The sequence below is a fragment of the Haloferula rosea genome, from assembly GCF_016595525.1.
Lineage (GTDB): Bacteria > Verrucomicrobiota > Verrucomicrobiia > Verrucomicrobiales > Akkermansiaceae > Haloferula > Haloferula rosea.
Genome location: NZ_JAENII010000003.1, coordinates 313078 through 330953, shown reverse-complemented (window position 1 = coordinate 330953; position 17876 = coordinate 313078). Strand labels below are relative to the sequence as shown.

Sequence of the window (17876 nt, the reverse complement as noted above, 5' to 3'; positions counted from 1 at the left end):
CTTCAGTGGCCCCTCATCTGCTGGGCGGTGGAGTATATGAAAGTTTCAATCATCGGGCCGGGGTCGGTCGGCATGGCCCTCGCCTACACGTTGACGCTGCGACAACTGGCGGAAGAGATCGTGCTCGTCGGACGAGACCGAACGAAGGCCGAGGGGGAGGCGTTGGACCTGTCGCATGCTCAAGCGTTTCTTCAGGCTCCGGCCACCATTCGTGCGGGTGAGCTGGAGGATGTCGCAGCCAGTGACATTGTGGTGGTTTGTGCGTCCATTCCTGTGCCGGAGGGCATCACGGATCGGAATGCGATGGCCGAGGCCAACGCCCGCTTGATGCGGGAGATTCTCCCGCCGCTCGCCGAGATCGCCCCTCACTGCATGCTGCTGATGGTGAGCAATCCTGTCGACCCGCTGACCTCACTTGCCCTGGAGTTGACCGGGTTTCCACCGCAGCGGGTATTCGGGACCGGCACGCTGGTGGATTCGATCCGGTTCCGTGAGCTGCTTTCGAAAATGGTCGGCATTCATCCCGATGACATCCGGGCCTACATTCTGGGTGAGCATGGAGACCACCAGTTTCCGGCGATGAGTGTGGCTCAGGCGGGAGGAGAGAGAATTGAAGATTCAGCAGTCCACCGCGAGCTCTCCGCGAGGGCGAAGGGATTCGGCATCGAGGTGTTTCGAAAGAAGGGGAACACCTGTTATGCGATTGGTCTGGCGGCTGCCCACGTGGTGGAAGCCATCCTCCGTGATGAGCGCCGCACGCTGCCGTTGAGTGTGCGGATTGATGGATTCTTGGGCGTCGATGACGTTTGCATGAGCTTGCCGGTTGTTGTCGGCAGGACGGGGATCGTCCGATTGATTCATCCCAACCTCAATCAAGAGGAGGAGGTGGCCTTCCTCAAGGCAGCGGAAGTCGTGAGGGAGGTGACGAAGAGCCTTTGATCGGCTTCGGGTCGCTGCTCGGGGATTTCTCGGTCTAGGCTCTCGCCTTCCTCCGGGTCAGTTCCTCCCGGATCTCGGGGAGGATGGCGAGAGTGCTGAGGAAGATGAGGCTGGCCGAAGTCCACGCCACCCACGTCGGGGTGAGGAACTCGGCGGCGGTGAAGGCAATCAAGGGGGCGAACACGCCGCGGAGACCGGTGAGGAAGGTGTGGACGCTCATGTATTCGAGGACGCGCTCGCTGTCGGCGAAGCGGGTGACCCACAGGGTCCACAGGATGTTTCCGCCGGAGCGGGCCACGCCGTGGAGGCCGATGCCGATGCACAGGGAGAGCCAGTTTCCGCCGAGGAAGAAGATGAGGATGCCGGCGATGAAGAACACATTCACCAGCGCACGCACCGAGTAGAAGGGGAGGCGATCGAAGACGAACCCCCAGGGCACGACGCAGGCGATGAATACCACCATGGGTACTGTACTTGAAATGATGGCGACGTTCTCGGCATCCAGCCCGAAGCCATAGACCGGGTTACTGATGAACTCGACGAAGAGGGCCCAGCTGATGAGGTTGCCGAGACCGAAGACCATCCAGACTTTCAGTAGTTTGCGGAATGGAGCGTCGCCGCCGACGTGGCGGAAGGCATCGAACCATTTCAGCTGGATGGTCCGTCGCAGAACGACCGGTGCAACGGCGGTGACACATGCCGCCATGGCCAGGCAGGCTCCCGCGTAGGCCCAGAACAGTGGCGAGAAGGCGCCGTCGCGGGAGCTGATCCACGCGCCCACGCCCCACGCCACGAGTCCCGCGGCGCTGGCCCGCATCATGGCGGTGAAGGAGAAGAGTCGGCCGCGGGATTGGTCGGGGTAGTGCTTGCGATAGATCTGGGCGATCAGGGGGGTGCCCATGCCCAGAGCGGTGAAGGCGATGAAGCACCCCGAGAAGTAGCGGTTGCCATGTCCTTCCGAGAGCGCGGCCATGGCGAAGCCGTGAGCGGCGATCACCCAGATCAAGGCGGCGAGTCGGTTGACCGGTCGCCCGAGGCGTCGGGCGATCTGGACGATGAACAGGCTGAGCAGCAGGCCCACGCTGCCGGCGGAGATCATCGCCCCTTTCATGAGCGGCGACAGATCGAACACCCGGATGGCGATGAACAGGGCGAAGGTGCTCGCGGCGGTATCCACGAATCCGGCGGGCATCGCCCTGAGCAGCTCCAGTCGAAAGGTTTTTCCCCGCTGATTGAAATCTTCCTGACCGGGGATGGGCGATGGCATGGGGGCGGAGGATCAGCGCAGTGAGAGCCGATTGGAAATTGGAAAATCCCGATTTGGCGGGTTTGTGCGCTTCGGGCGGTGATTCGTTGAGATTCACGCGAATGGCGCGTCGTGTGCCTTTCGATGGGGTGGACGGTGGAATTTGGCGGAATTACGCTAAAAAATGTCGATTAATTGAGAGATGAGGTCGCTTTGATCCGAATATGGGGGCACTTCCTGCTTGTCCCCTCCGGGGGTTGGGGGGATTCATAGACCACGATGACACGCAAGCCCGACGCCCCTCTTTTGCTGCCCCGGCTCTCGCTGATGATGTTCCTGGAGTTTTTCATCTGGGGAGCATGGTTTGTGACCATCGGGGTCTATCTGAGGCAGGGGGTCGACTTTTCCGCGGGCATCGGCACGGCCTATTCCGTTGGTCCGATCGCGGCGATCATTGCTCCGGTGTTCCTCGGCTTGCTGGCGGACCGTTTTCTTCCAACCCAGGTGGTGCTGGGGATCCTGCACCTGATCGGCGGGGGCATCATGTTGATGGTTCCCTGGTCGATCCAGCAGGAGCTGGGTGGCCGTGAGGGGCTCTTCTTCTGGGTACTGCTGGGTTACATGCTCTGCTACATGCCGACGCTTGGTCTGACGAACACGCTGGCGATGCGAAACATCGAGGACTCGGAGAAGCAGTTCCCGGTGATCCGGGTGTTCGGGACCATCGGCTGGATTGCAGCGGGTTTCCTGGTGGGAACCATCCTGAAGGCGGATGCCACGGCCCTGCCGCTGCAGATTGCCGCTGGATCGAGTTTCGTGCTCGGGGTGTTTTCATTTTTCCTGCCGAACACGCCGCCGGTGAGCCGCGGCAAGAAGCCTTCGCTGGTTCAGGCGCTGGGACTTGAGTCGCTCGGGATGTTGAAGGATCTGAACTTCCTCGTCTTCGCGCTGGCGTCCCTGCTGATCTGCATTCCGCTCCAGGCCTACTATGCCTATGCGGCGACCTTCATCACGGACGCTGGATTCGGTTCCGCCGCGGGCACCATGTTCTGGGGGCAGATCTCCGAGATCTTCTTCATGTTGATCATTCCGTTGCTGTTCGCGCGATTGGGGGTGAAGTGGATGCTGGCGATCGGGATGGCCTGTTGGGTCCTGCGCTACGCCCTCTTCGCGGTCGCGGCGCCCGATTCGGTCAAGTGGATGATCTTCACGGGCATCCTCCTGCACGGGATCTGCTACGACTTCTTCTTCGTCACCGGGCAGATCTACACGGACAAGAAAGCGCCTGAGGCGATCCGCGGGCAGGCGCAGGGGTTTCTTGTCGTGCTGACGCAGGGCATCGGCATGTATCTCGGTGCGAAGCTCAACGACGTGTTCTTCACGCAGAAACTGGCCGGGGCGACCGGTGCCGATGCCTTGGCCAAGTGGCCGGCCTTCTGGTGGATTCCGGCCATGATGGCGGGTGGAATCCTCCTCGTTTTCCTCGCGGTCTTCCGGGACCGGATGAAGCCATCCGTGGATGAAACCCTGGAAGAAGCAGCTCAAACACCTGAAGTGATCCAATGAATCAACTGACCCGACGCCAAACACTGAAGGGCCTCGCCGCCTTTGCCACTGTCCAGATCGTTCCCAGTCGTGTGCTGGGCCTCAACGGTCAGACACCTCCCTCGGAAGAACTCACCCGGGGCATCATCGGCTGCGGCGGGATCTGCAGCGCCCACCTGGCAATGCCGGGACGTCTGCTCGCGTTGTGCGATGTGGATTCCAAGCACCTTGCCAATCGCATGACCCAGACGGGTGGTGAATCGAAGGGCATCACGGGCTACTCGGACTGGCGCGAACTGGTCGCGCGGGATGATATCGACATCGTCCATGTGGCGACTCCTCCGCACTGGCACGCGATCCAGGGGATCGAGGCCATGAAGGCGGGGAAGGATGTTTGGGGCGAGAAGCCGATGAGCCGGACGATCGGAGAGGGTGCCGAGATGGTGAAGGCCGCAGCGAAGTATGAACGGATGTTCCGGGTGAATACCTGGTTCCGCTTCAAGAGCGGCTTCTACGGCATGAGCGCACCGGTCCAGATGATGAAGAAGGCGGCGATGCACGATCTGATCGGCTGGCCGATCAAGGTGACGCTTTCCGCCACCACGGGCTTCAACTGGAAGTTCAACTGGGTGGGGAAACCGGGGCTCAAGGAGCAACCGGTGCCGCCTGAGCTCGACTATGACATGTGGCTCGGCCCTGCGCCGAAGAAACCTTACCACCCGCACCGCGTGCACCAGACCTTCCGCGGCTACTGGGACTACGATGGTGGGGGACTTGGTGACATGGGCCAGCACTATCTGGATCCGGTTCAGTACATTCTCGGCAAGGATGACACGTCGCCGATCTCGGTGGAGATCGATGCCGATCCTCAGGACAAGGAAGCGGTCGGTACATGGCGGCGGATCACCTTCACCTATGCGGACGGCTGCAAGATCGTGCTCGATGGGGAGAACCGGGACAAGGAAGCTGCCTTCATGGAAGGGCCGAAGGGCAAGATCTTCCGCCGGATGAAGTCGGATGTGCCTGACCTCTTGAAAAAGATCAAGGAGCTGCCGGATCCCGAGCCGATGATCACCGACTTCCACGAAAGCGTGCGGACGCGCAAGAAGTTCGCGCTCAACGAGGTGAACGGGTTCTGGTCGTGCACCATGGTGAACATGGGCAAGATCGCCCACCGTCTGAACAAGAACCTGAAGTTCGATCCCAAGACGCTCACCTTTGACGACCCGGAAGCGACGGCGCTGGTCAATCAGCCGATGCGCGGACCTTGGAAAATCGAGTATTAACTGACGCTTTCCGCGTAGCGGAGACTTGTCGAAGGGCTGGTTTCGGTCCAGCCTCCGCGGCCTAGGCCCATGGACCCTGAAGAGCGCGACGAGAGCCAAGCCACCGAGCCAGCCGGGATTGAAATCCGGGTGATCGGTGGAGGTGCGCCTCAGGGGTGGGTTCAGGTCGAACCGGAAGAAGAGGTGGTCCGGCTTGAGAACAAGGTGACCCCTCAGGTGAAGAGGACCCTCGAGGATGTCGGCCCGGCCGGTCCGGAACCCGAGCGACGCCGGCGTGGGAAGAAGATGAGCAATCGGCACCTGACGCTGGCGATGGCGGGAGGTGTCGGAGTGTTGATTCTCCTCAGTGTGGTGGTCGCGATGCAGAACCGCAATGATGGAGCTCCGGGCGAGGCGGCTCCCTACGAAGGCGTGGCGGTGGAACGGGACGGTGAGATTTCCGGGCTTGGACAGCTTTCGGCGAACACCCAGCACTATCTGGGCAAGGCCCGGGAGAAGCTCCGACGTTACCTCGCGGCCACGGAGGTGGCCGATGCCCTGCCGGTGATTCGCGACCAAGGGCGATGGGTGGAAGTGCTCAAGCAGCGTTGGGAGCCGCTTCGGATGCAAGACGCGGAGGTGGATCGACTTCAGCTGGCTTTCGCAGAAGCGGGCGACCGGGCATGGTTTTCGCTGAATGGCGAGGACGACGAGGGACGGAAAGTGAATCTGATATTCGTGCCGAAGGGTGATGAGGTGGAACTGGACTGGGCCGCTTCGTTCGGTGTCGGTGATGTGCCATTCGGCGAGCTGGATCGTATCGAACCTTCAAGCGAGGTGGTGATGCGGGTGGTGGTCGAGGCGGACCATTATTACACGTCGAGCATCGATGATGATCGCTACCGGTGTTTCAAGCTGACTCCGCAGTTCGATGAGGACTGGGTGTGGGGCTACGCCGAGATCGGTTCTCCCGTGGCGGCGCAGCTCGAGACCGTGCTGCGGGAGGACTCGATGATCCTCGAGGACAGGAAGGATGTGAGTTTGATCCTGCGGCTTCGCAAGACGCCGGAAACGGGGCGCAGGCAGTTGATCATCGAGGACGTGGTCGCCGAGAACTGGGTCCAGTGGGACGGAGAGCGATGAGTCAGGGATGGTTTCATTGCGGGCGCTGTGGCGGGCTGTTTCAGGACGCTCCGGATCAACTGTGTCCGGAATGCGGCGGGCAGCCGGTCGTGGACCCGTCGGAATTTGCCTTCGTACAGGCCGGGAAGTTGGCGAGCCGGATCCGTGAGGAACGACCCGGGTCGGCACCGGTATCGAGTGCCGGGCTGGACAGGTCGCGGACGAGCACGAAGTCGAAGGGGGTCGCGGTCTTTGTGACGGTGTGGGTGGTCTTTCTGGCAATGGTGGTCGGTCTGGTCGCTTGGATGCGGTCGGGCGGTGAGGTTCGTGAGGTCGACGGGGACAAGACCTTTGCAGAACAGCGGGAGGAGGGGCAGTTTTTGACGGAGGCTTACGGCGAGTGCTACTCCAACCTGATGGAGTTCCTCGATGCGGGTGTGCCCGAGGCGCGCTCAGCTTTCGTTCTCGACCCGGTGACAACGGTGGGGCTGATGGCGAGGGCCACCGAGCGAGTGCCGGTTCTGGAGGGTGAGGAGAGACCAAGGATGCTTTTCTTCGACCGCTTCGAGTCACCGGCGGGGCCCGCGATGGAGAGTGCTTGGGAGATGCCTGGCGGCGAGCGGGTGGAAGCCGTGTTCGTGCAGGATGAGGAGAAGGAGTGGAAGATCGACTGGCAGAACCTCAGCCGCTACTCCGCGGAGCCATGGAGCTTGTTTCTTTCAGGTACGGGACCCGACGTAGGTGAGTTCCGCGTCCTTGCCCGGCGGCGGGCGAATTCAACCGGGGGCCGGGGGGATGTTTCCCGTCTGATGCTGCTGGAACCGCGGCTGTGGACTCCGGGTAAGCCGGGTCTCAGTTCGCCGGAAGTTCGTGTGGACCCCGGATCGGAGATCGGACAGCAGCTCAAGGCGGCCTTCGCGATGCGGGAGGAGGGAGTCGGTGGCTTCGGCACCCGCATGATCGAGAAGGATCCGAAGGGGATGATCCGGCTCAGGGTGGTTCTGCGGCGCAGCGCCGAGAAGGACGAACACGGCGAATGGGGATTCGAAATCGACAAGCTGCTGGCCTGTCACTGGATGTCCTTTGACGAGCTGGGTCTGCCCGACGACGAGTAGCGCCCTCAGCCCAATCCGCGGCGCATGGCGGCTTCCGGGGTGGTGTCGGGGAACCAGAGGTTGAAGGCCTTGACGCCTTGGTGAAGGAGCATGTCCTTGCCGTTGGCGGTTTGTGCTCCCGCCTGTCCGGCAGCGATCAGGAAGGGGGTGAGAGGGGGCTGGTAGATGGTGTCGAACACCGCCTGACCGCTGCGGAAACAAGCGGGGTCGAGGGGGGATGGGTCCCCGTCCTTGAGTCCGAGCGAGCTGGTGTTGACGAGCAGGTCGCAGTCGTGGGCCAGCCCGGCCAGGGAGGCATCATCGAGCGCGCGGATCTGGACTTCGGTGGCACCACCCTGGAGACGGGCGGCGAGTTCCTCGATCTTCGAGACTGTGCGGTTCGCCAGCACCAACTTGCGGGCACCGGCGAGCACGCAGTGGGCCGCGATGGCGCCACCGGCTCCGCCACCGGCTCCGGCGATGAGGATGGCTCTATCCTTCAATTCAAAGCCGAGGGCCTCGCGGACGGCCTGTTCGAATCCATAGCCATCGGTGTTGCTGCCGCGAATGGCGTCCTCATCGAACCGGACGGTGTTGACGGCTCCAAGCATCTTCGCGGCTTCATCGATCTCGTCGCATGCGGCCAGCGCATCAAACTTGTGCGGCACGGTGACATTGGTGCCGACGAAGCCCAGCGCGCGCATTCTGGCGAAGGCTTCGCGGACTTGCCCGGGTTCGATGTCGATGGCCACGTAGCGGGCGTCGATCCCGGCCTCATCGAGTGCCGGCTGGTGCATCCGCGGGGAGGCGGAATGCTTCACCGGGTGTCCGATCACGGCCAGCTTCGCAGGCTTCTTCCCTCCCGCGTCCAACAGGTCGCGGGAGGTGAGGTCGTCGATGGTGTGAACCGTCATGGTTGGCCGTCGGGATGATCGCGCTGTTAGAGTTGTTTGGCGAAGGCCTCGACGCGGTCGGCGGAAGTTTTCTGGCCGAGCAGCGCGAGAATGTCTCCGAGGTCGGGTCCTCCGCCTTTCCCGGAAAGGGCGACGCGGGTGGGGAACATGAGCTGGCCGGGCTTGGCTCCATTGGCTTTGGCGGTGTCGCCGATGGCGGCCTTGGCGGTGTCCGCCGACCAGTCGGAGGTCTCGCGAAAGGCACCGGCGAGGGCTTCGAGGAGGGCTTTGGCCGCATCGTTCTTGCGGACTTTCTCGAGCACGTCGGGCTGAGTTTCGATCTCATCGACGAGCAGGAAATCGAGGGCGGCGGGCACTTCGGAGAGGAGTCTGACCTTTTCCTGAACCGCGGCGGCTGCGGCCGGGTAACGTTCGTCGATGGGGAGGCCGGCGGACGCGACGAAGGGTCGGGCTGCGTCGGCGAAAGCCCCGGCGTCGAGCTTGAGAAGGTGCTGTTGGTTGAGCCAGGCGCACTTCTCGGCATCGAAGCGGGCGGGCGCCCGGTTGACCTTCTCAAGGGAGAAGCGCTCGATCAGTTCGGCGGGTGAGAACACCTCTTCCTCGGACTTGGGCGACCAACCGAGGAGGGCGAGGAAGTTGAAGGTGGCGTCCGGCAGGAACCCCTGGGTCTGGTAGTCCCCGATGGCGGCGCCTTCGTCGCGTTTGGACATCTTTGAGCCGTCTCCATTGAGGATGAGGGGGATGTGGGCGTATTGCGGGGCGTCCACGCCGAAGGCTTCGAAGAGTTGAAGATGCTTCGGGGTGTTCATCAGGTGGTCTTCGCCGCGGATCACGTGGGTGATCTTCATTTCGAGGTCATCGACGACATTGACGAAGTGGAAGACGTAGCTGCCATCGGAGCGTCGAACGACCATGTCGGGTGTGTTGTCGACGTTCGTGTAGTCGATGGTGACTTCGCCGCAGACGAGGTCGTGCATGGTGATCGGCTTGCGTTCGAAGCGGAACCTCCAGGCTCCGTCGTCCTCGTACACGCGGCCCTTCTCGCGAAGCACTTCGAACCAACGGTCGTAGATGCTGCTGCGCTCCGATTGGTTGTAGGGGCCGAACTCGCCGCCCTTGGATTCGCCTTCGTCCCAGTCGAGGCCGAGCCAGCGCATGCCGTCGAAGATGGCGGCCCGGGCTTCCTCGGTATTGCGTGCCTGATCCGTGTCTTCGACACGGAGGACGAACTGGCCGCCACTCTGTTTGGCGAACAGGTAGTTGAAGAGGGCGGTGCGCGCGCCACCGACGTGGAGGTATCCGGTCGGGGACGGGGCGAAGCGGGTGCGGATCTGCATGGGCGGAAGGACGAAGGAAGAGCGGGCGGCTGACAAGGGGGAATTTGGGTGAGCTGCAATGTCGGATTGCGCGGGGGTGATGGATGGCGCAGGGTGCCTCAAGGAGTGCGTAGGAAAATTGAAACACGTGGCAGTGTGGTGCTGGGTGGTGCGGTGGCACTGGCGGCGGCCGGGGTGTTGCGTGTGGATGGCGTGCTGCTGACGCTCGGGGTGGCGGCTGCGGGCTGGGTGGGTTTCTCGGCCTTGTTTGCGGTCTGGAATCTGCGGAGGCTGAGGGTGGAGGTCGAGGGCCCCCGCGTGGTGCGTGCGGGTGAGAGCTATCGCTTGCAGGTGACTTTGCGGAATGAGCGGCGGTTTTTCGATGCCGTGGGCGTGCAGCTGCAGATTCGCGGGCCGGGTGGACTGGAAGCGCGGATGGAGGTGCCCTGGGTGGTCGCGGGAGGCCAGGCTGGCGGTGAGATTCGTGTGTCGTCGGACGGGCGCGGCGATGGCAAGGTGCTCGAATATCAGATGATCTCGGTTTTCCCGTGGGGTCTGGTGAGGGCGGGGCTGGATGGGGAGGTGGGTCACGCCCTGACGGTGCTCCCCCGGCCGATCGTGCCGGTGGAGTTGCTGGAGGGGGGCGCCGATGAGGAGAAGGATGGCCTTTTCGATCCGCTGCACCGCGAGAGTTCCGGGATGCCGCGGGGGATGCGTGAATTCCGTGCCGGAGACCGGATGCGGGATGTGTCGTGGCCGGCGAGCCTGCGGGCGGTGGCGCGTGGCACCGGTCTGGTGGTTCGTGAGTGGGATCCACCGGGCATGAGACCGAGGCAGGTGACACTGGTGTTTCACTCGTATGCGGCAGACGGCATGTTGATTCGGCCCGATCGCTTTGAGCGGGCGATTTCGCTGGCCTGGGGAGCGATGGGCCACCTTCAGGCGGCGGGGGTGGAAGTCCGGTTTCTATCGGATTTTTCGGCGTGGGTTCCGGCGGTGATCCGGAGTCGTCGTGAGCTGGGTCGGCTGGGAGATCGGTTGGCGGGATGCCAGCGGGAGGCGGCAACCGAGCGTCACGAGTTGGAAGCGAGGCTGGATGAATGCGACGGTGAGGTGTGGGTGATGTCCGACATGCCGCTGGTGTCGTGGAGCAGCGTGGTCGAGTCCCGGTCGCAGGTCCGGGTGATCGATGTGACGCGTTTCGAGCAGGGGCGGCGCCTGGCATTGGGAGGGAGGGTGCATGCGTAGCGCGGCATTGGTTCTTTCGGTGGTCGCGGCCTACGGACTTCTCCGGGGATTTCCGGAGGGTTGGCATGGCGGCTTGAGGTCGGCACTGGCGGTGGTGGTGCTCGGTCTGGGCGTCCTGACCTGGCGGCGTCGGCCTGAGCGGACTGATCCGGTGCTGGCTTCACCGACCGCGATTCGGCTGACAAGTTTCCTCGGTCTCGGGGTCGGGGTCCTGGCATTGGAACTGATGCTGTGGGGGGTGTTCGGTGCCATGCCGACGCGACTTGAAGCCGTGGCGGAGCGTTTCGATGCGTGGTTGAGGCCGGGTGGGGCAGCGCGGGTCGAGGAGTCGGAGGCAGGTGGCGGGTCTGCGCGGGGAGGTCACTGGTTGATCAACAACACGCGCATGCGGCCGCTGCCGGAGCGGACGAATCTGAAGCCGGGCAATCGGCCGGAGGTGTTCGTGCAGCCCTTGGAGCGTGCGTCGGATTTGATCGAGCGGCAGTTGTATGTCCATGCCTTCGGTCTGAGTGAATTCCGGGATGGAGCGTGGAGGATCGGTTCTGCGGAGAGCTGGGAAATTCCTGCCGGGCCGGACGGATGGGCGGAGTTTGGAGAAGACTCGCAGCAGGAGGAGATCGTCTGCCGGATGTATCATGGCTATCAGGAGAACGGTGAGAACCTGGTGCTGGGCCTTCAGGGTCTGGAGGCCGCGAAGGTGGATCAGGTCACGGAAGTGGATCGTGGGATGCACCTTTTGCAGGGACTTGAGGAAGGGGAGGACGGTTATCGCTATGATTCCCGGTCCCGGCCGACCCTGCTGGACGATCTGGTGGGAATGGAGGTTTCGATTCCGGACGAGGTGCCGTCTCGGCTCATGGAAATGCCGGACGGGGCACTGGGCTTCCGGCTCGCGGATCTCGCCCGGGTGGTGCAGGGCGAGGGGAGCCCGGTCGAGCGGTTGCTGAGGATCCGCAACCATCTGCGGACCACACTCGATTACTCCCTTGTCACGGAGAACCCCAATGACCGGGATCCCTTGGAGAACTTCCTTTTCTACGAACAGCGGGGTCACTGTGAGTTCTTCGCCACGGCGGGCGCCCTGCTGGCCCGTGCGGCGGGGATTCCCTCACGGGTTTGCTACGGATGGACCGGCGGGACCTACTACGAAACCAGTGGATACTTCGTATTCCGGACCAATGAGGCGCATGCGTGGACGGAGGTCCTGCTGGAAGGGTGGGGCTGGGTGGTGCTGGACCCGACACCAGCCGACGGATTGGCGGCTGCGGTTCCCCGGGTGGCTGATGAGGATGAACGACCTCCGGGATTCGACCATGTGTCGGACGACGGGGAGGAAACGGTGGACGGCCTGCGGATTTGGGCACCCCTTGCTCTGTTGGCCATCGGATTGCCCTTGCTGTGCGGTCTGGTGCTGCGCTCCTTCCGTCGACAGGTGCGCGCCGGAGACCAGGTGCGTCGGCGAGGTTCCCGGTCGTCAGGTTATGTGAAGGCGTTCCTGGCTGCCTGCCGAGGTCAGGGTGTGGCGACTCCGCGAGGGGCGACGCTTCGGGCCATCGGTGACAAGCTGGAGGAGCCTCCGGGGTTCCTGGATGCACTGCTGGACTATCACTACGGCACTTCCTATGAAGGCCATGAGCGGGACCGGTCCGTGGAGTCCTCGCTCGAGAAGCAGATCCGCTCGTGGGCGGCGGAACGGCGCTAGGTGGTTCTCAGCGGCTGGCGCCGCCCTGCTTCTGGTACTGGGCGTCCCGTAGCTTGCGGAGATACTCGAGGTATTTCCGCTTGGCTTCGAAGTCCGATCCATCGGCGGCTACGGTCGGCTGATGGCCGTATTTCTTCCACGGGCCGTATGGGACCTGAGCGGCCTCGACAAAGCGCCAGTGGCATTTTTCCCCCGACTGCAGGCCGAGGTAGTCGCGGACGGAAGGGGAGATGTCGATGGCCGCCGATTGGTTGGAGCGGTTCTTCGGCGGGCTGTTGCCGAAGACGTAGTGCCAGTCATCGGTGACCCAGGGTCCGCAGTCTTCCCACTGGGCGTAGCAGCTACGGCCTCCATGGTAGATCTGGACCCACTGGCCCTTGAGGCTGGTCCTGCCGGGGCGGGGATTCACACGCTTGAACCAGGGGATCACCCGCGAGGCCTCCGGCTTGTGCGAGCGGTAGGTGCGGACGTCGTTGTAGGGCAGCGCGATGTAGAATGGATTCAGCTTGGGGATGAATGCCTTCGGCCGGAAATCGGAGTTGCGATGGTCGGCGATCCGGTTCGCCGGCTTAGGGTCATCGTAGCCCCCGAAGTTCTCCATCCAGTTCTGGTCCCAGGAGGACTTGCAGTTTGGAGTGGGGTTATTCTGCGTCGGTTGTTCCCCGACCCAGAAGACCGTTGCGGTGATGTTCTGGCGCCACGGGTAGAGCTGGGCGGGACGCTTGGTTGGCTGGGGTTGGATGGGCTGACGACTGGTCGGGATGACCACCCGTGGAAGCGTGGCCGAACTCGAGGTGGTCTGGCCACACACCGGTGAGCACGCGGCAATCGCGATGCTGATCAGGGGGATCGAGTAGAGTCTGCGCATGATGGGTTAATCAGAAGCGGCGGAGGATGGTGTCTCTTTGTAGCCGTTCGTCAATGCCCGGGTAGTCTAGCGTATGGTGCAAGCCCCTCGATTCGTGTCGCCGGATCGCGCAATCGACGATCAGTGAGGCGACTGCAACGAGGTTTCTCAGCTCGAGGATGTCGGCATTCACCCGGTGGCCCCAGTAGAAGTCGCGGACCTCTTTTCTCAGGTTCCGGAGCCGGGTTCCGGCACGGCGCAGGCGGTTGTCGGTGCGGACGATGGAGACGTAGTCCCACATGAGGCGCCGGAGTTCGTCCCAATTGTGGTAAATGATGACCTGCTCGTCGGGGGGGGTGGTGTCGCCGTGCTCCCACGCGGGGATCTGAGGTGCGGTGGGGGCGTCGCGTTCCGGGCGGTAGGTCTTCAGCATGCGCTCGAGGGCCCGTCGCGCGGTGGCATTGGCTTCGAGAAGTGAGTTGGAAGCGAGGCGGTTGGCGCCGTGGAGACCGGTGCAGGCGACCTCGCCGACGGCGAAGAGCCCGCGGATGCTGGTCTTCCCATCGACATCGGTGGCGACGCCGCCGCACTGGTAGTGGGCGGCAGGAACGACCGGGATGGGTTGGGTTTCGGCGTCGAGGCCGAAGCTGCGGAGCTTTTCGTAGATGAAGGGGAAGCGCTCCCGCATGAAGCCGGCGGGCTTGTGGGTGGCATCGAGATACACGCAAGCCGCTCCGGTTTTCTTGATCTCGCGGTCGATCGCGCGGGCGACGATGTCCCGGGGGGCGAGTGAGCCGCGTGGATCCGCCTTTTTGACGAAGTCCTCGCCCTTGTCATTGATGAGGATGGCTCCCTCTCCGCGGACGGCCTCGGAGACGAGGAAGGAACGGGCTTCGGGTCCGGTTGCGGCGGGGTTGTAGAGGCAGGTGGGGTGGAACTGGATGAATTCCATGTTGGCGATGTTGGCACCGGCCCGCCAGGCCATGGCCACGCCGTCGCCGGTCGAGGAGTCGGGATTGGTGGTGTAGAGATACACCTTTCCGCAGCCGCCGGTGGCGAGCACGATGCGGTCGCTGCGGAAAATGTGGACCTCGCCGGTTTCCTTTTCCAACACATAGGCACCGATGACCCGGTCTTCGGTCACGCTGCCGAGCTTGCCGGTGGTGATGAGATCGATGGTGAAATGATTTTCGAGAATCCGGATATTCTTGGTCCTTCTGGCGGCCTCCACCAGTGAGGTGGCGATTTCGTGCCCTGTGGTGTCGCGTGCATGGAGGATGCGGCGGTGGCTGTGGCCCCCTTCCTTGCCGAGGGCGTAGCGGTCGCCTTCGCGGTCGAAATCGGTGCCGTGGGCCACGAGGTCGTCAATGGTTTCGGCACCTTCCCGGATGAGCGTGCGCACGACCTCCTCGTTGCACAGGCCGGCTCCGGCATCGAGGGTGTCGGCGACGTGGGATTCGATCGAGTCGCCGTCGTCGCGCAGGCCGTCGGGGAGGACCGAGGCGATTCCGCCCTGGGCCCAGTTGGTATTCGAATCAAGGGCGTCGCCCTTCGTGATCAGGGTGACGGTGCCATGCTCGGCAGCTCGCAGGGCAAACGACAGGCCGGCGAGGCCCGAGCCAATGACAAGGAAATCGGATTGCATGAAAGAGGGATGGGTTAGGGCCTCGCTGGGATGCCCTGGTTGTCGATCAGGCGGACCTTGTCGTAGAACACGGCGGTCGCAAGAAGACTGGGGCGGGTGAGGTCGGAAACGGGTTGCAGGGATTCGGCATCGACCAGCTGGAGGTAGTCGATGCGGTTGAGTGGGGACTCGATGCCCGATTGGGCGGTGCGCAGGATTGCCTCGATGCTGTCCGCCTCGGAGGCGCTGAACAAGGCCCGGTGGATCCGGGGGGCGTCGGCGCGTTGCGGCGGGGTGAGCCGGACGTTGCGGGATGACATGGCGAGTCCGTCGGGCTCGCGATGGGTCGGGTGGCCGATGATTTCCACCGGCACATCCAGATCGCGGACCATGCGTCGGATGATGGCGAGTTGCTGGAAGTCCTTTTCTCCAAACACGGCGTGATCCGGTTGGAGGAGGTTGAACAGCTTGAGGACGACCGTGCAGACGCCATCGAAGTGTCCGGGGCGCGTGGCTCCGCAGAGGGTGGTGGAAAGCGAGGTCTCGAGGACTTTGGTGGAGCGGTCCGGATGATACATGGATCCCGCATCCGGAACGAAGACGAGGTCGACGCCTTCGCGGCGGCAGGCAGCAAGGTCATCTTCCAAAGGGCGTGGGTAGGCGTCGAGGTCGTCGGCGCGGTCGAACTGGATGGGGTTGACGAAAATCGAGACGGCCACGCACCCATCGGGGCCTGCCACCGTGCGGGCCTGGCGGATGAGGGCGAGATGACCCTCGTGAAGTGCCCCCATGGTCGGAACCAGCACACGCGGTTTGTGATCGGAGCGACGGAGCTCATGGGGATGCGTGATGACGCGCATGGGCGCGAGGATTCGTCAGGAATCGGCCGGCGGCAAGGGTGGAGGGCGTCGTGCGGACGGGAAACTGCAGCCCGAAGTGTGAAGAAGGGCGGCGTTGACGGGTCCCGAAAATACGTTCACGGTCCCCCCAACCCCCACCCGGGAAACCATCCAATTCATGAGAATTATCCGTCGAATCACCGCTCTCGTTCTGGCACTGGGCCTCCTTGGCACCGCTGCTGCGCAGGAAGGCAAACTGAAGATTGCCACCGTGGACATGCAGAATCTGTTCAAGGAGTACCATCGCACCAACGATGCCCAGAAGCAGATCAACGTGGAGCGTGCCCGCATCCAGAAGGAGAACAACGAGCGTCTTGCCCGCATCCGTGAGCTGGACACCGACCTTCAGAACATGCGCAAGCAACTCGATGACCCTTCGATTTCCGACTCGAAGAAGCAGGAGGTTTACCGTGACTGGCAGATGAAGCAGAACGAAGGCATCGCCCTCGATCGTGAGCGTCGCGAGTTCCTCCAGCGCCGCAACCAGGCTCTGAACGAGAAGATGGTGCAGCGCATGAAGGGAATCCTCGAAGAGATCCGCAAGCTGGTGGAAGAGCAGGCGAAGAAAGAGGACTACGACTACGTGTTCGACAAATCCGGCCTGAGCACTTCCCAGGTTCCCTTCCTTCTCTACACCAAGGACGCAACCGACATCACGGCTGTGCTTCTGGAAGACCTGAACAAGGATGCTCCAGCCGAGCCTGCTGGTGAAGAAGCGGCTGCCCCGGAGGCACCGGCTGAAGGCGGAGAGTGATCCCCATTCCATTGTGGCTCTGACCCTTTCCGAGCTCGCCCGACAGGTTGATGGTGACATCATCCGGGGCGAGCTTTCTCATGTCGTCGATGGCGTGGCTTCGCTGGATGAAGCTTCTGCCTCAGAGGTGTCTTTTCTGGGCAACGAGAAGTACAAGCAGCAGTTTCTCGAGACGGCTGCAGGTGTGGTAATCGTGCCCCGTGGCGTGGAAGCCGGCCCGGCTGAAGGGGTCGCGCTGATTGCCGCGGACAACCCCTCTTACGCCTTTGGGCTGGCGGTGAAATATTTCACCTCGGCCTTTGCCCGGAAGTTCGTCCCCGGCATCCATCCCCGGGCTGTGGTCGACGAGTCGGCCAAGCTGGACCCTGCCAAGGTGCGGGTGCATGCCGGCGCGGTCGTGATGGCCGGCGCGGTGATCGGAGATGGCTCGGAGATCGGGCCGAATGCGGTCGTGGGCGAGCAGGTGGAGATCGGTGAGGATTGCCTCCTGCTGGCGAACGTGTCGATCCGTGAGCGCTGCATTCTCGGCGACCGGGTGATTCTGCAGCCCGGTGCGGTGGTGGGTTCGGACGGCTATGGTTTTGAGATGGTCGACGGCCGACATCAGAAGATCGACCAGATCGGCATTGTGGTGGTCGAGGACGACGTCGAGATCGGGGCCAACACGACGATCGATCGTGCCCGTTTTGGTCGGACGGTGATCGGGAAGGGCTCGAAAATCGACAACTTGGTTCAGATCGCTCACAACGTGCAGCTGGGAGAGCACAACCTGGTGGTTTCCCAAAGCGGACTCGCGGGCAGCTGTCGCACTGGTCAATACGTGACCATTGCAGCCCAGAGCGGGATTGCCGGCCACGTCACGGTCGGTGACAAGGCGTTGTTGGCGGGTCGGACCGGTGTCAGCGCGAGCATCGAGGGAGGCAAGATGTATGGCGGTGCACCGGCCCAGCCATTCGCCATGGAGCAGAAGCAGAAAGCGGCCCTGCGTCGTCTGCCTGAGCTGCTCAAACGCGTGAAGCAGCTGGAGAAGGGCGGAGAGTGAGCCGTGGAGCTGCGGGGGCCAGGGGGGCATCCCGTGCGCCGTCCCTTGCGCGTCGGGTGATGCGCGGCAGCGCCGCGCGGTCCAGAGGGGGCATCTTGGGAAAGAAAAAGCCGCCCGGCGGATCGGGGGTCGACCTGCCGGACGGCTAAACACACACGTTTCACAGAAACGGTGTCCTGTTCCATTGGCGGATCAGCGGACTGATCGTTCAAAGGGCCCGTTGGGGGGGGCGGACGGGCAGAGTCTCCAGAAAAGCTCGCCGGAAAGCAAAGGAATTCTGGTAATTAACTGTCAGTAATTATCCGCAACCACGAAAAAC

The 17876-nt window shown here is 63.0% G+C and carries 15 protein-coding genes; 9 read left to right on the top strand and 6 right to left on the bottom strand.

Annotated features, from left to right (window positions below):
• Positions 1-36 precede the first annotated feature (36 nt).
• The gene (locus JIN81_RS05890) at positions 37-939 is read left to right on the top strand and encodes a malate dehydrogenase (RefSeq protein ID WP_200277587.1); all 903 of its coding nucleotides are present in this window, start codon (positions 37-39) and stop codon (positions 937-939) included.
• Positions 940-973: 34 nt separating this feature from the next.
• Here the strand turns inward: JIN81_RS05890 and JIN81_RS05885 are convergent, their stop codons facing one another.
• Positions 974-2206 carry an MFS transporter gene (locus JIN81_RS05885; protein WP_200277585.1) on the bottom strand — a complete coding sequence of 411 codons (1233 nt, stop codon included), beginning with the start codon at positions 2204-2206 and terminating at the stop codon, positions 974-976.
• Between the two features lie 258 nt (positions 2207-2464).
• Between JIN81_RS05885 and JIN81_RS05880 the strand changes: the two genes are divergently transcribed.
• The 4 genes from JIN81_RS05880 to JIN81_RS05865 all read left to right on the top strand — a co-directional run bounded on the left by JIN81_RS05880 (position 2465) and on the right by JIN81_RS05865 (position 7232).
• Positions 2465-3751 (top strand): nucleoside permease, encoded by a 1287-nt coding sequence (locus JIN81_RS05880; RefSeq protein ID WP_200277583.1) that lies wholly within the window; start codon positions 2465-2467, stop codon positions 3749-3751.
• Entirely contained in the window at positions 3748-5016 is a 1269-nt protein-coding gene (locus JIN81_RS05875; protein ID WP_200277581.1) for a Gfo/Idh/MocA family oxidoreductase, read from the top strand. Before JIN81_RS05880 ends, JIN81_RS05875 begins: the two co-directional genes overlap by 4 nt.
• Positions 5017-5085: 69 nt before the next feature.
• Entirely contained in the window at positions 5086-6138 is a 1053-nt protein-coding gene (locus JIN81_RS05870) for a hypothetical protein (RefSeq protein ID WP_200277579.1), read from the top strand.
• Complete coding sequence (locus JIN81_RS05865) at positions 6135-7232, top strand: hypothetical protein (protein WP_200277577.1); 1098 nt, start codon at positions 6135-6137, stop codon at positions 7230-7232. Before JIN81_RS05870 ends, JIN81_RS05865 begins: the two co-directional genes overlap by 4 nt.
• A 5-nt stretch (positions 7233-7237) precedes the next feature.
• Here the strand turns inward: JIN81_RS05865 and aroE are convergent, their stop codons facing one another.
• The gene (gene aroE, locus JIN81_RS05860; RefSeq protein WP_200277575.1) at positions 7238-8125 is read right to left on the bottom strand and encodes a shikimate dehydrogenase; all 888 of its coding nucleotides are present in this window, start codon (positions 8123-8125) and stop codon (positions 7238-7240) included.
• A 26-nt stretch (positions 8126-8151) separates the two neighbouring features.
• A complete protein-coding gene (locus JIN81_RS05855) occupies positions 8152-9462 on the bottom strand; it encodes a glutamate--tRNA ligase (protein ID WP_200277573.1) in 1311 nt (436 codons plus the stop codon).
• Between the two features lie 105 nt (positions 9463-9567).
• Between JIN81_RS05855 and JIN81_RS19435 the strand changes: the two genes are divergently transcribed.
• Together JIN81_RS19435 and JIN81_RS05845 are read left to right on the top strand one after the other, a co-directional pair.
• Positions 9568-10689: a DUF58 domain-containing protein gene (locus JIN81_RS19435; protein WP_200277571.1), complete on the top strand. Its 1122-nt coding sequence runs from the start codon at positions 9568-9570 to the stop codon at positions 10687-10689.
• Positions 10682-12391: a transglutaminase-like domain-containing protein gene (locus JIN81_RS05845; RefSeq protein WP_200277569.1), complete on the top strand. Its 1710-nt coding sequence runs from the start codon at positions 10682-10684 to the stop codon at positions 12389-12391. The genes JIN81_RS19435 and JIN81_RS05845 overlap by 8 nt, the downstream gene beginning before the upstream one ends.
• Before the next feature lie 7 nt (positions 12392-12398).
• On the opposite strand, the gene JIN81_RS05840 is transcribed toward JIN81_RS05845, so the two are convergent.
• From JIN81_RS05840 to panC, 3 genes are read right to left on the bottom strand one after another with little or no spacing between them, the layout of a single operon-like run.
• The gene (locus tag JIN81_RS05840) at positions 12399-13259 is read right to left on the bottom strand and encodes a hypothetical protein (RefSeq protein ID WP_234044511.1); all 861 of its coding nucleotides are present in this window, start codon (positions 13257-13259) and stop codon (positions 12399-12401) included.
• Between the two features lie 10 nt (positions 13260-13269).
• Positions 13270-14883 carry an L-aspartate oxidase gene (gene nadB / locus JIN81_RS05835; protein WP_200277567.1) on the bottom strand — a complete coding sequence of 538 codons (1614 nt, stop codon included), beginning with the start codon at positions 14881-14883 and terminating at the stop codon, positions 13270-13272.
• Positions 14884-14897: 14 nt separating this feature from the next.
• Positions 14898-15722, bottom strand: coding sequence for a pantoate--beta-alanine ligase (gene panC, locus JIN81_RS05830; RefSeq protein WP_200277565.1), 825 nt, complete (start codon positions 15720-15722; stop codon positions 14898-14900).
• Between the two features lie 157 nt (positions 15723-15879).
• Between panC and JIN81_RS05825 the strand changes: the two genes are divergently transcribed.
• Complete coding sequence (locus JIN81_RS05825; protein WP_200277563.1) at positions 15880-16515, top strand: OmpH/Skp family outer membrane protein; 636 nt, start codon at positions 15880-15882, stop codon at positions 16513-16515.
• The gene (gene lpxD, locus JIN81_RS05820; protein WP_200277562.1) at positions 16448-17557 is read left to right on the top strand and encodes a UDP-3-O-(3-hydroxymyristoyl)glucosamine N-acyltransferase; all 1110 of its coding nucleotides are present in this window, start codon (positions 16448-16450) and stop codon (positions 17555-17557) included. The genes JIN81_RS05825 and lpxD overlap by 68 nt, the downstream gene beginning before the upstream one ends.
• The last annotated feature ends 319 nt before the right edge of the window (positions 17558-17876 follow it).

Bases quoted from the DNA above. Each gene is read 5' to 3' on its own strand.
- JIN81_RS05840 (WP_234044511.1), bottom strand. From the start codon at position 13,259: ATGCGCAGACTCTACTCGATCCCCCTGATCAGCATCGCGATTGCCGCG.
- JIN81_RS05885 (WP_200277585.1), bottom strand. From the start codon at position 2,206: ATGCCATCGCCCATCCCCGGTCAGGAAGATTTCAATCAGCGGGGAAAA.
- JIN81_RS05825 (WP_200277563.1), top strand. From the start codon at position 15,880: ATGAGAATTATCCGTCGAATCACCGCTCTCGTTCTGGCACTGGGCCTC.
- nadB (WP_200277567.1), bottom strand. From the start codon at position 14,883: ATGCAATCCGATTTCCTTGTCATTGGCTCGGGCCTCGCCGGCCTGTCG.
- JIN81_RS05845 (WP_200277569.1), top strand. From the start codon at position 10,682: ATGCGTAGCGCGGCATTGGTTCTTTCGGTGGTCGCGGCCTACGGACTT.
- JIN81_RS05865 (WP_200277577.1), top strand. From the start codon at position 6,135: ATGAGTCAGGGATGGTTTCATTGCGGGCGCTGTGGCGGGCTGTTTCAG.
- aroE (WP_200277575.1), bottom strand. From the start codon at position 8,125: ATGACGGTTCACACCATCGACGACCTCACCTCCCGCGACCTGTTGGAC.
- JIN81_RS05855 (WP_200277573.1), bottom strand. From the start codon at position 9,462: ATGCAGATCCGCACCCGCTTCGCCCCGTCCCCGACCGGATACCTCCAC.
- JIN81_RS05870 (WP_200277579.1), top strand. From the start codon at position 5,086: ATGGACCCTGAAGAGCGCGACGAGAGCCAAGCCACCGAGCCAGCCGGG.
- lpxD (WP_200277562.1), top strand. From the start codon at position 16,448: ATGCTCCAGCCGAGCCTGCTGGTGAAGAAGCGGCTGCCCCGGAGGCAC.
- panC (WP_200277565.1), bottom strand. From the start codon at position 15,722: ATGCGCGTCATCACGCATCCCCATGAGCTCCGTCGCTCCGATCACAAA.
- JIN81_RS05875 (WP_200277581.1), top strand. From the start codon at position 3,748: ATGAATCAACTGACCCGACGCCAAACACTGAAGGGCCTCGCCGCCTTT.
- JIN81_RS05880 (WP_200277583.1), top strand. From the start codon at position 2,465: ATGACACGCAAGCCCGACGCCCCTCTTTTGCTGCCCCGGCTCTCGCTG.
- JIN81_RS05890 (WP_200277587.1), top strand. From the start codon at position 37: ATGAAAGTTTCAATCATCGGGCCGGGGTCGGTCGGCATGGCCCTCGCC.